12 protein-coding genes are annotated in these 11,715 nt (G+C 49.9%); 1 reads left to right on the forward strand and 11 read right to left on the reverse strand.

The window, feature by feature from the left end; genetic code table 11:
- Window positions 1-16 precede the first annotated feature (16 nt).
- The 10 genes from HUF13_RS15540 to HUF13_RS15580 form a co-directional block, all read right to left on the reverse strand.
- The gene (locus HUF13_RS15540) at window positions 17-811 is read right to left on the reverse strand and encodes an ABC transporter ATP-binding protein (protein WP_173475971.1); all 795 of its coding nucleotides are present in this window, start codon (window positions 809-811) and stop codon (window positions 17-19) included.
- Between the two features lie 11 nt (window positions 812-822).
- Entirely contained in the window at window positions 823-1,608 is a 786-nt protein-coding gene (locus HUF13_RS15545) for an ABC transporter permease (RefSeq protein WP_304039289.1), read from the reverse strand.
- 5 nt (window positions 1,609-1,613) lie between these two features.
- Window positions 1,614-3,035, reverse strand: a complete 1,422-nt coding sequence (gene dnaB / locus HUF13_RS15550) for a replicative DNA helicase (protein WP_173475972.1) — start codon at window positions 3,033-3,035, stop codon at window positions 1,614-1,616.
- Between the two features lie 148 nt (window positions 3,036-3,183).
- Window positions 3,184-4,113, reverse strand: coding sequence for a hypothetical protein (locus HUF13_RS15555; protein WP_173475973.1), 930 nt, complete (start codon window positions 4,111-4,113; stop codon window positions 3,184-3,186).
- 9 nt (window positions 4,114-4,122) lie between these two features.
- A complete protein-coding gene (locus HUF13_RS15560; protein ID WP_173475974.1) occupies window positions 4,123-5,523 on the reverse strand; it encodes a phosphopantothenate--cysteine ligase family flavoprotein in 1,401 nt (466 codons plus the stop codon).
- Between the two features lie 261 nt (window positions 5,524-5,784).
- Window positions 5,785-6,078 (reverse strand): S1 RNA-binding domain-containing protein, encoded by a 294-nt coding sequence (locus HUF13_RS17460; protein ID WP_369697087.1) that lies wholly within the window; start codon window positions 6,076-6,078, stop codon window positions 5,785-5,787.
- Window positions 5,982-7,406: a 30S ribosomal protein S1 gene (locus tag HUF13_RS15565; RefSeq protein WP_304039291.1), complete on the reverse strand. Its 1,425-nt coding sequence runs from the start codon at window positions 7,404-7,406 to the stop codon at window positions 5,982-5,984. The genes HUF13_RS17460 and HUF13_RS15565 overlap by 97 nt, the downstream gene beginning before the upstream one ends.
- 36 nt (window positions 7,407-7,442) lie before the next feature.
- Window positions 7,443-8,111, reverse strand: coding sequence for a (d)CMP kinase (gene cmk, locus HUF13_RS15570; protein ID WP_173475975.1), 669 nt, complete (start codon window positions 8,109-8,111; stop codon window positions 7,443-7,445).
- Window positions 8,112-8,275: 164 nt separating this feature from the next.
- Entirely contained in the window at window positions 8,276-8,707 is a 432-nt protein-coding gene (locus HUF13_RS15575; RefSeq protein WP_173475976.1) for a hypothetical protein, read from the reverse strand.
- Between the two features lie 75 nt (window positions 8,708-8,782).
- Window positions 8,783-9,385, reverse strand: coding sequence for a hypothetical protein (locus tag HUF13_RS15580; protein WP_173475977.1), 603 nt, complete (start codon window positions 9,383-9,385; stop codon window positions 8,783-8,785).
- Between the two features lie 145 nt (window positions 9,386-9,530).
- On the opposite strand from HUF13_RS15580, the gene HUF13_RS15585 reads away from it, so the two are divergent.
- Window positions 9,531-10,745, forward strand: coding sequence for a TraB/GumN family protein (locus tag HUF13_RS15585; RefSeq protein ID WP_173475978.1), 1,215 nt, complete (start codon window positions 9,531-9,533; stop codon window positions 10,743-10,745).
- Between the two features lie 141 nt (window positions 10,746-10,886).
- On the opposite strand, the gene HUF13_RS15590 is transcribed toward HUF13_RS15585, so the two are convergent.
- Window positions 10,887-11,636: a tyrosine-type recombinase/integrase gene (locus HUF13_RS15590; protein WP_173475982.1), complete on the reverse strand. Its 750-nt coding sequence runs from the start codon at window positions 11,634-11,636 to the stop codon at window positions 10,887-10,889.
- Window positions 11,637-11,715: the final 79 nt, after the last annotated feature.

An 11,715-nucleotide genomic window follows, 5' to 3' on the forward strand; every position in this document is an offset into this window, starting at 1 on the left:
ATCCCCTTTCTTAATTCTACTCCTGTGAATCCCCATCCACTGATATTTTACGTTGTCCCGTAATGAACTGATGCACATACGGGTTGCTCGTGTTCTTGATTTCATCGACGGTCCCCACCTCGATGATTCTACCATTGTAAAGCATGGCAATACGGTCTGCCACCTTGAATGCACTCACCATGTCGTGAGTCACCACGACCGATGTCACCCCAAGCTTACTCTGCATATCCAGAATCAAATCGTTGATGACATCACTCGTAATCGGGTCAAGACCCGTCGTCGGTTCATCGTACAAAAGAATTTCTGGATTAAGCGCAATGGCCCGAGCTAGTGCCACACGCTTACGCATACCGCCCGAAAGCTCAGACGGCATCTTTGTACGGAAAGATGGTACCAGATTAATCATCTGGAGTTTTTCTGTTACCACGTTCTGGATTTCCGCTTCGGACATTTCGGGATGATGTTCGCGAAGAGCAAATGCGATGTTTTCTCCAGTATCCATGGAATCGAACAAGGCGCCCATTTGGAACAACATTCCCATCTTGCGACGGATGGTTCGCGTATCGAAAAACTGCGGCGTACTGATCGTCACACCATCGACAGTCACTTCGCCACCATCCGGCTGCAAAAGTCCAATCATGTGCTTTAGAATCACGGACTTACCACCGCCAGACTTACCGATGATAACCATCGTTTCGCCACGGCGGATATCCAAGTTCACATCTTCAAGAACGGTCTGAGGTCCAAAGGACTTTTTAAGTCCCTTGAGTCGAATCGCAATGTCGTTCGGATCGATTTTTACATTCGGCATAAACTAAACCTCTAGAAGAACATGAAAGCATCAAGAATAAAGTCAGAAATCAAAATCATAAGACAACTAGAAACCACAACACTCATCGTTGCAAGGCCAACGCCATGAGCCCCCGGCTTGGAGTGCGTCCCATGGTAGTAAGCCAAAACAAAGATGATCGTACCAAACACAATCGACTTGATAATCCCCGCCCACAGGTCCAAGTTTTCGAACAGGTACTGCATACCGGTAGAATAGGTGTAGGTCGTGATATCAAGCGCAAGCACACAAACAATCCAGCCGCCAATCAACGCAAGCGCATTCGAGATGGCAGTAAGGCACGGAATCATCGTCAAAAATGCAAAGTACCTCGGCATCGCAAGGTAGCGGTACGGGTCAAGCCCAAGCACCTCGTAAGCCGAAAGTTCTTCCTTTTCTTTCATAGAGCCGATCTCTGCAGCAACGGCACTCCCCACACGCCCGGAAAGCACAATCGCCGTGAGCAAAGGTCCAAGTTCAATCAGCACCATCTTGCAAGCGGCCGTACCCACAAACTTGTCAGACACGAGATTGTGGAATTCAAATTCGGCCATAATCGTAGCCACCATACCTGTAAAGATGGACGTCACGAACAAGAGCGGGAGCGAGGAAACGCCCACAGAAATCATCTCCTTCACAATCAACGAAGGATTCTTGTGGACAAAGCGGAACCGCTGGAGAGTAGAGAACAAGATGCAAATGCACTCGCCCACTGCGGCAATTGCATCGACAATTTTTTGCCCTATCCAATATATCGGTCTCAGAATCAACGGCATCATCACCTCTAAAAACTACCGAAGTCGGCAACCTGCGGTCCGCCGCCATCGTCATCTGAACCATATTGATATTCTCCGCCACCATCGTCGCCCTGCTGGTCCGTGGCGTCATAGAACGTCGTGTATTCCGGCACAAAGCTCATATCGATGTCTTTCACAGAACCGTTACGGTGCTTCGCCACAATAAGAGTCGCCTTGTAGCGGTCTTCGTCTTTATGCGTCTGCACAAACGGGCGTTCCACAAACCACACCATGTCGGCGTCCTGTTCAATAGAACCGGATTCACGCAAGTCCGAAAGCTGCGGGCGTTCGCGACCTTTTTCTTCGACTTTACGGCTGAGCTGGGCAAGCGCAATGACCGGGATCTGGAGTTCCTTCGCCAGAATTTTAAGGCCACGGGAAATCGCACCGATAGCGACCGCGCGGTTTTCTTCTTTACCCGTCTTCATCAACTGCAAGTAGTCAATGATAAGCAAATCGAGGTGCCCCTTGTGCTTGAGCTGGCGCGCCTTGCTCATGAGTTCCATAATGCCAAGGTCGGCGTTATCATCGACGAACAAAGGAGCCTGATTAATCATAGGCACTGCGGCGAAAATCTTTCTCTTTTCGTCATCATTGAGCCTACCGCTACGCACACGGCTTTGGTCAATCTGCGCCTGCGAACAGAGCAAACGTTGAGCTAGCTGAACTCCATCCATTTCAAGGCTGAAAAACGCCACGTTCTTGTGATAAGTAATAGCGGCATTTGCAGCAACGGTCATCGCAAAAGAAGTTTTTCCCACACCCGGACGCGCCGCCAAAATAATCAAGTCCGAATTTTGGAGACCGTTCGTCAAAGTGTCCAGTTCCGTAATTCCAGTCGGAACCCCTGTAATACCATCCTTGCGATTGTTAAGGCGTTCCAAAAGCGGTGTCACAAAGTTGTCAATCGGCTTTAGCGTGTCTCGAATCTGGTTATCGGCAATGGCAAAAATATCGCGTTCGGCATCTTGCAAGACATTGTCCGGTGTAGAAGCCGGATCCATCGACTTGCGAATAATGTCGGAAGACGTGCGGATGAGCTTACGGAGCACCGCCTTGTTGCGGAGATGTTCCAATTGCCACGGAACATTTGCCGACGATGCGACGGATTCCATCAACTCAAAAATGTATTCCCTGCCACCGACAATATCGAGCTTGCCCATCTTAGAGAGTTCAGCCGAAAGTGTTACAGGATCAATTGGCGTCACTGACTTGTTCAAACTGCAAAGCGCATTCCAAATCAGCTGATGGCGTTCCAGATAGAAAAAATCATCATCACTGATGGACATCACAGCGGAACCCATCACTTCGGGGTCACGCAAAATACCGCCCAACAAGCAGCGTTCTGCCTCGACATCGGCGGGCATTTGGCGACCATCAAATGATTTAGATGTATTCTCTTCTGACATAAATCTTCCATTCATAAATATACAATAAAAATTTACAAACGACCTTTAGTGACAGCGCAAAAGCGGGGGGAAATGTGCCATAAATGGCGACCCTGGAACAAGTCCGGGGTGACAAAGCAAAGCGAAAATGCGCGGGGGTATGCGCAGGCTACTTGGCAGCGGTAAAGAGGCCACTGCGCGGAATATGAACTTTCCACGTGAGCCATTTGAGTTGTTTGTCCGTAGTCATCGCATATGCATCGACAAGCGAAACAGTCTTTGTGCCGTTGAAATCGAGTGCTGTACCAGCGAGCTCATTGAAGTTCTTGCCCTTGCTGAACACATCATAGAAAAGCGGTTCACCGAAGGTTATCATGATTTCGGGTGCGATAAAGGAAAGTTCCTTTGTTAGCATTCGACGGAGTGACGCGAGCAGGATCGGAGATAGTGCTCGCGGTGCATCTTTGTAGAAATACGTGACACCAAGAGATTCCGGAGCGTAACCGAGGCTTCCGAACAAACGCACAAGCATTTCACCGGTAGGCGACTGGAAAAAGTTGCCAGTCGGCTCGCCCGGCTTGGGCGCGGCAAGCAATATCAAGAGACGCGGGTGTTCAGGGCCTTCGTAACGAACAACCGTTGTAGCACGAGCGTAAAGTGCATCCGTCTTGAGCGCATCGTAGAAGGCGTTGATGGAATCGGCGAGTTCGTATGCGGCGGTCGTCTTCTTGACGGTACGCGGAGCAATGGTGAGGCCTGCATCGAGCTTTGGCGCCGGGGCCGGACGCGGAGATGGTGCGGGTTGCGTAGGAGCGCCGAATGCAGGCTGCTGAATTGCAGGCTGCGCGGAAACACCAAATGCAGATTGCGCGGGATTCGGGAACGGCGCCGGATTTTTCGGAGCCGAAGGCTGCGAAAATACCGGAGTTGCCGGGCGCGGCATTGGCGGCATCGGATTTCCCGGGCGAACACCCGCAGGAACGGCGGACTTTTTGCGGGTCAATGTCCACGGCTCGTCAAGGAGTAAATCCTCCTCGCCCATGTCCATTTGGCCTTGCAAATATTTGCGAAGTTCGCTAAAATCAAATTCTTCGGGCATGTCGTTCCTCTAAGCGTTCTTTAACTTATCTAAGCTAAAATCTACTATTTCTTGCGCCAAATCGATTTTCGAACCCATCTTCATTTCGGGAATTTCAACTTGCTGGGCGTTTTCGGCATTCTGGGAGCCGTCGACGCGACAACAAGATGCTGCGCGGATCAAGACATAACGCACTTCGTCAAAGCCGAAACCGCTATTGGCTGCAACAGGGGCATTGAGCAAAAGCGCATCAGCACCGCTTTTCTTGAGTTTTTCCGCTGCATGTTCCTTGAAGTGGTCCGTTTCGAGTGCAAAGCCGATAATCACCTGACCAGGACGTTTTTGAGCCACACTATCGCGCAAGATGTTCGGATTCGGTTCAAGTTCCAAGATGAGTTGGCTACGGCTATCCTTGATTTTTTCGGTGGCGGCCACCTTCGGGCGGTAATCGGCAACGGCGGCGCAATGCACGAGAACATCGGCATTTTTCATCTGTTCGAGAACAGCCTTGTGCATGTCGCAGGCACTACGAATTTTCGTCACATGAACGGCACCGGGGAATTCGGCTTCCATCGGGCCAGCGACAACGCTTACGTCAAAACCATTCGCGAGAAATGTCGCAGCAATAGCAACCGCAGTTTTTCCACTGCTACGATTAGAAATGTAGCGCACAGGATCAATCGCTTCTTCGGTGCGACCAGCCGTGATGAGAACGCGAGGAACAGAGGGCGTGGCTTCGCCACTTTGAGGTATGGGCTCGCTTCGCTTTGAGGTCGCTTCGCTATGGGCAAATGCGGGAAGGTCCTGCAAGGCGGTTTCTTGAAGGAATTGCGCGACCGGAGATTGCGCAGAACAAGAATTGACTGGATCCTTCACTTCGTTCAGGATGACGTTACTTGTTTCCAAATATTCCACGATTTCTGCGGGGTCGAGGAGACGACCTTTGCCAACTTCGCCACAGGCGAGCTCGCCCGCCGGGCTATCCATCACGAACGTGTTTTCAAAACTGCGAAGCGTTTCGAGGTTGCGCTTGACCGCCGGGGAATTGAACATCGCGACATTCATCGCGGGGGCAATAAAACGCGGACCCGTGCAGCTCATAAAGCAGAGGCTCACTGGGTCATCGGCAATGCCATAGACGAACTTCCCGATGACATTCGCAGTCGCCGGAACGACGAGATAAAGGTCGGCCCAACGCGGGAAATCGATGTGCTGGAAAGGACGCGCTTCGACGGCGCCATTTTTCAGATAGACGGGGCATTTGGAGAGGCTTGCAAACGTGAGAGGAGCGACGAACTGTGTCGCGGCTTCGGTCATGCACACGCGAACTTCGGCGCCCTTCTTTTGCAACAGGCGCAAGAGTTCACACGACTTGTAGGCGGCAATTCCGCCTGAGACTCCAAGGAGAATTTTCTTTCCAGCGAGATTCATGAAGTGCAAGATAGAAAATGTGCGGCAGAGCCGCAGTTACTAGTTAATAGTTTCTAGTTACTAGTTAATAGTTACTAGACCCATTCGACTTCGCCCTACGGGCTTCGCTCAGGGGGACACATGGCAAGACTTAACTGGATCCTTCGCTACGCTCAGGATGACGATGCAACCGGGGTGACGTAGCATCCGTGATGACGATGCAAAAAAAAGAAACCCCGCGATTTCTCGCGAGGTTCCTTTAAGCTTTAGTTTGAAACTAAATTAAGCTTCAGCTTCTTCAGACTTTTCAGCCTTCTTCTTGGAAGCCTTCTTCTTCGGAGCAACAGCTTCGCCAATCGTGGTGCCGTTTTCGCCCGGCTTGTGGGAGTCCATCCAAGCCTTGAGTTCAGCGGATTCACGGTTCTTGAAGTAGTCAACAACGGAGAGATAGATCTTGCGGTTGTTCTGATCGATTTCGGTCACGACAGCCGGAACTTCGTCGCCAACCTTGAATGCATCGGCCGGAACCTTGATGTATTCAGCGGTGAGCTTGGAGACCGGGATGAAGCCTTCGATACCGTCGGGTCTTCGGTGAGGTGCTTCATGGAGAGAGAAATGCGGCGCTTTTCCTTATCGACGGCGAGAACGACGCATTCAACCTTGTCACCCTTCTTGACCATTTCGTTCGGGTGGGTGATCTTCTTGGTCCAGGACATGTCAGAGACGTGGATGAGGCCATCAACACCTTCCTTGATTTCGACGAATGCGCCGAAGGAAGCGATGTTGCGGATTTCACCGACGACGCGTGCGCCCGGCGGAAGTTCGGTTTCGATAGAATCCCACGGATCAGATTCGAGCTGCTTCATGCCAAGAGAGATACGTTCTGCATCTTCTTCAACCTTGAGAACAACAGCTTCAACTTCCTGACCGACAGTGAGGATTTTGGACGGATGCTTGACGTGCTGGGTCCAGGACATTTCAGAAACGTGGATGAGACCTTCAACACCGCTGTCGAGTTCGACGAATGCACCGTAATCAGTGATGGAAACAACCTTACCCTTAACGATAGCGCCTTCCGGATAACGTTCGGCGATATCCTTCCACGGATGCGGCTTAAGCTGCTTCATGCCGAGAGAGTGGAGCATTTCGGACGGGTGGTTGATGCGCTTGTAGCTCATATCGGTGATGTGGAGGAGGCCATCTACGCCGCCAAGGTCGATGAATGCACCGAAGTCGGTGATGTTCTTGACGATACCCTTGCGGACCTGGTTCTTCTCGAGAGTTTCGAGAACGTCGCCACGCTGCTTGTTGCGTTCTTCTTCGAGAACAACACGGCGAGAAACGACAATGTTGCGACGAGCCTTGTTGACCTTGATAACCTTGAGGTCGAATTCCTGGCCGATGAGAGCGTTGATGTCCGGAATCTGACGGAGGTCGATCTGAGAGCCCGGGAGGAAGGCATCGATACCAAAGAGGTCGACGACAACGCCGCCCTTGATGCGCTTCGTGAGAGTGCCGCGTACGACTTCGTTGTTTTCGAATGCAGCGTGGATACGATCCCACACGCGAACGAAGTCAGCCTTCTGCTTGGAGAGGATGAGGCGACCGTCTTCGTCTTCGAGCTTTTCGACGAACACTTCGATTTCGGAACCGAGTTCGAGAGAATCAGTATCCTTGAATTCGGCGCGATCAATAACGCCTTCGGACTTGTAGTTCACGTCGACGAGAACTTCCTGTTCGTTCACCTGGCTAATCTTACCAGTGACGAGCTTGCCCTGTTCGAGGCAGCCCATGCCGGCATAGACGTCAGCGTTGGCCTTGCGGAAGTCCGGGGAGCATTCACCCTGAGCGGCGAGAATTTCTTCGAGATCTTCTTGAGTTCCGAATTTGAGATTTTGAGACATATTAGTTAATTGGGTTGTGGTAACAAAGGATTCAGGCTACGCCACTACACCTACGTAGTCGAGAATCTTTTGAACCTGTTGTTCGATTGAGATGTGTGTAGTGTCAATTTCAATAGCATCATCCGCCTTCTTTAACGGGGCGGTCGCACGAGAGGAGTCCAGGCGGTCGCGTTCGACCAGATTGTTGAGGACTTCTTCGAGGGTAACTTTTTCGCCTTTTTCAAGGAGTTCCTTGTAGCGGCGTTCGGCGCGGACCTTCACATCCGTCACCATAAAAAACTTGTACTTCGCATCGGGGAATACGACCGTCCCAATATCGCGGCCATCCAGAATGCAGCTCTGCTTTTTGCCGATTTCGCGCTGCTGCTTAGTCATCGCGGCGCGGACAGACGGGAGGGCGCAGTAGATGCTCACGTTGCTGGAGACCTTCATGCCACGGATTTCGCTTTCGCGGGAAACGCCGTTGATAAGCACATGGTTTTCGGAGTCGAACCCGAGTGTGAGGTTAGAGAGCAATTCGTCCATGGCCGGGCCTTCTTCGGCAGGCAAGCCCTTTTCAAGGGCGGCAAGCGTCACGGCGCGGTACATGGCGCCAGTATCAAGGTATGTGATGCCGAGTTTTTTAGCCACAAGCTTGGCGGTGGTGCTTTTCCCAGTTCCGGAGCCACCATCAAGGGCAATAACAAAATTTTCCGAATTACTCATGAGTGGGAGCAAATATAGCTTAAGGCGAGAGTCGCGTCAATCGTGCTTGCACGAATTGACATGATCGAACCGTGCTATATGTGCCCTGAAAGGGCGCCAAAATAGAACTTAGAAATGAAAGCAAAATAGGGTTATTCTAAGTTCTGCCAACTGCGACGAAGTCGCTAATAGTAATAATCGTAATAATAATAGAAGGCTTCGCCTTTGTTAGAGTCTATGAAAATGACTTCGGAACCGTCGGCATAGACAACCCAACGAGTATCATACCCCACAAAATCATAATAGCGCGTCCCATGATTGTAACCGACATCGTAGTCGCGCGGGTTATAGTAGGAGCAATCATCATCGACACAAAATGTGGCATAGCCATCGTGGGTAATCCGCAAATCAATACTCATGGAAGGCGACATAGAATAAATATCGGAACAGTCGTACGGCTGATCAAAAGCATCGTAACGGCATTCCACTTCATAATAGTAGTGAAAGCGCCTGCTAAAAGAAGCGCCACCGTCACTCGGTCCCACGCTCCAATCCGAACCACAAGCAACAAAAGCTAGGGATATCAACAAAATAGCCAGAGCAAATAATCGATTCATGAAGCACTCCTAAAAAAAATCCCTCGAACATGTCGAGGGATAATCTACAAAAAAGATTGAGCCTAAACGATTCGATTACTTTTTGTAAGAGCCGTTGTAGGTTTCTTCAGACGTACCATCGTCACGAGTAGCTTCCGGAGCGAGGAGTTCACCGGTGCTGCCATATTTACGCTTTTCGTCGTCCGTGAGGCGGTTGGTAAGGACTTCAACCTGCTGTTCCTGATGGGCAGTAGCTTCTTCTTCCTGGAGAATCTTCTGACCTTCTTCGATACGGCGCTTGATGCGGTCGTCTTCCATCTGCTTCAAGTTCGTGCCAACCTTAGCCTGATCTTCGGAAACCTTGTAACGTTCATTAGTTTCATCCATGACAGCCTTGATACCCACAAGACGTCCGTCGCCATCGACGCTAAGACCGGCCTTGCGGAGTGTAGAAAGCGGGAGGCGGCTTGCTGCAGTTTGGTATTCAGGAAGGAATTCATAACCATCCGAAGTGCCAATTTGGCGGGCTTCGTCAGGAGTCACGTAACTAAGAGCTTCTTGCCAACGAGAGCTCTGGACACTAGAAGTAAAAGACACGAGGGCATTATCCAATGCCTCGCCAGAATCCACTTTCGGGGTGCTTGCGCAACCCAAAAAGAATAAACTTATTGTAGACAAAAGAATTAAAAGTTTTTTCATGGGGTACTCCTCCGGAAAAATCCTATCAAAATATACACAAATTTCTCAGCTTTTTTTAAGTTGTTCCGTTTTTTTCCATAAATTGAGCTCAAAATTTTCAGTTTGCCGAAAAACCCAATATCTTTTTCTACATTACCTCTACCGTATGAATGAAAGTTATTCTCAGTCTGAAGAAATTAAGGAACCCGTAACGGGCAAATCCGACGTTTATCGAATCCACACCAAGGACAACAGGGATATTATCCTCGTCGGAACAGCCCACATTTCGCAAGTATCTAAAGATTTGGTCCACGAAACCATCGAAAATGAATCCCCGGACACCGTCTGCGTGGAACTCGATGAAGGACGCCTCAAATCCATCCAGGATCCCAATCGCTGGAAAAATACAGACTTGAGAGATGTCATCAAGAAAAAACAACTTGCAACCCTTATCGCAAACCTGGTGCTCGGTTCTTACCAAAAACGCATGGGCGCACAGACAGGTGTAAAACCAGGTTCCGAACTCAAAGAAGCTGTCGACGTCGCAAACGAGAAAAACATCCCAATCGTGCTTGCGGACCGCGATATCAAGATTACCCTCAGACGTACCTGGGCATGCACTCCTTGGTACCGCAAGTTCAGCTTGCTCGGCGGGCTTTTTGCAAGCATTTTCGACAAGACAGAAATTAGCGAAGAAGAACTCCAGAAAATCAAGGAAAAGGACGCACTCAATTCCATGATGCAGGAGTTCGGCAACACATTCCCCGAAGTAAAACAAGTGCTCATCGACGAGCGCGACCAGTTCCTCGCAAGCAAGATCAAGAACGCACAAGGGAACAAGGTCGTCGCAGTCATCGGTGCCGGCCACATGCGCGGCATCGCAAGCATCATCGAAGAAGACAAGGAACTGCCAAGCGAAGAATCCATTTCCGTCATCCCGAAGGGTACTGTAATTTGGAAGATTCTCGGTTGGTCTATTACACTAGCCATCATTGCAAGCATCGTGCTTGTCGGTTATTTTGCCGGAATCGAGAAGGCCGGACAGCTCAGTTTGCAGTGGGTAATGTTTACCGGCGGTGGCGCCATGCTTGGAGCAATCATCGCAGGGGGTCACCCGTTGACCATACTTGTAGCGCTGGTCATGGCTCCGTTTACCGGACTCACACCGCTAATCGGCGTTGGATTTTTCACAGCACTCACACAAGTATATGTGAGACCGCCTCGCGTTTCTGAAATGGAAACGTTGACCGACGACATCTGGCAAGTCAAGCGCTGGTGGAAAAACCGAGTGACAAGAGTCATCCTCTGCTTCTTGTGCCCGGGAATTCCTGCGATTATCGGCAAAATCCTCGCGATACTCAAGATATATCAGGCGTTCTAAAATTGGACAAAACCCCGAAGACATCAAAGTAATTAGTTTATCAAAAGTCCGCAAAGAAACGCGGACTTTTTTGTTTATAATAAAACAATACGCCGCAACTTTTCACATACACATTTCAACCGTAACGACCGTAGACAGTTGTTACCACGTCACCACCTTATTCACAACTTCGCGCTGTTCACTCGCCGTCTGACGCAGGTAAATGCGGGTCGTTTCGATATGTTCATGCCCCATAAGGTCGGCAAGCAAAGCGATGTCATTCCGCTTTTCCAAGAAGTTCTTAGCAAAGCGGTGACGGAACGAATGAGGATAAACAACGGCTTCGTCTAGGCCATATTTCTTTGCGAACGTTTTTAGCTGTGAGGCGATTCCTCGCGGGGTAATCTGCTTGCCAAAACGATTCAGGAAAAGATATCCGCTAGAACGCGCTTCGCTTTCCAACCAGCGCAAAGCTTCTTTCTGCAAAATTTCGGGAATGTAGAGCCGCCGCAGCTTTCCGCCCTTCCCGTAAATATCGAAATATCCGCACTCCACATGCTCCACCTTGAGTTTCACAAGCTCCCCCACGCGGGCACCCGTTGCCGAAAGAAACCACACAACAAAATACCACTTGGTCTGACCATCTTGCAATAGACTCGTTTTCAAAAATTGGTAATCCGCATTACTGATAACATTTTCAAGGAAACTTTTCTGCTGAACCTTGACATTCTTGACGCGGAGTTTCGATTTTCCTGCGAAATCCAAATACTTGTTAATACCTTGAATCCGCAAATTAACCGTCTTTGGTTTAAAATTCTCGAGAAGAAAATTCTTGTAATCCGCAAGCGACTTGCGACCGAACCGCCCGAAATGCGACTTGAAAAAATCCGCAGTCCAGCAATACGAATCCATCGTATTGACAGCAAGGTTCTGCCCTTCCAGATACTGGTAAAACGAAGGTCTTTCTGCAAGGTAGAAAACGAAACAATCC

The sequence above is a fragment of the Fibrobacter succinogenes genome (genome assembly GCF_902779965.1).
GTDB lineage: Bacteria > Fibrobacterota > Fibrobacteria > Fibrobacterales > Fibrobacteraceae > Fibrobacter > Fibrobacter succinogenes_F.

Coding starts and splice junctions, on each gene's coding strand:
- HUF13_RS15540 (WP_173475971.1), bottom strand. CDS start 811: ATGCCGAATGTAAAAATCGATCCGAACGACATTGCGATTCGACTCAAG.
- HUF13_RS15545 (WP_304039289.1), bottom strand. CDS start 1,608: ATGATGCCGTTGATTCTGAGACCGATATATTGGATAGGGCAAAAAATT.
- dnaB (WP_173475972.1), bottom strand. CDS start 3,035: ATGTCAGAAGAGAATACATCTAAATCATTTGATGGTCGCCAAATGCCC.
- HUF13_RS15555 (WP_173475973.1), bottom strand. CDS start 4,113: ATGCCCGAAGAATTTGATTTTAGCGAACTTCGCAAATATTTGCAAGGC.
- HUF13_RS15560 (WP_173475974.1), bottom strand. CDS start 5,523: ATGAATCTCGCTGGAAAGAAAATTCTCCTTGGAGTCTCAGGCGGAATT.
- HUF13_RS15565 (WP_304039291.1), bottom strand. CDS start 7,406: ATGTCTCAAAATCTCAAATTCGGAACTCAAGAAGATCTCGAAGAAATT.
- cmk (WP_173475975.1), bottom strand. CDS start 8,111: ATGAGTAATTCGGAAAATTTTGTTATTGCCCTTGATGGTGGCTCCGGA.
- HUF13_RS15575 (WP_173475976.1), bottom strand. CDS start 8,707: ATGAATCGATTATTTGCTCTGGCTATTTTGTTGATATCCCTAGCTTTT.
- HUF13_RS15580 (WP_173475977.1), bottom strand. CDS start 9,385: ATGAAAAAACTTTTAATTCTTTTGTCTACAATAAGTTTATTCTTTTTG.
- HUF13_RS15585 (WP_173475978.1), top strand. CDS start 9,531: ATGAATGAAAGTTATTCTCAGTCTGAAGAAATTAAGGAACCCGTAACG.
- HUF13_RS15590 (WP_173475982.1), bottom strand. CDS start 11,636: ATGGATTCGTATTGCTGGACTGCGGATTTTTTCAAGTCGCATTTCGGG.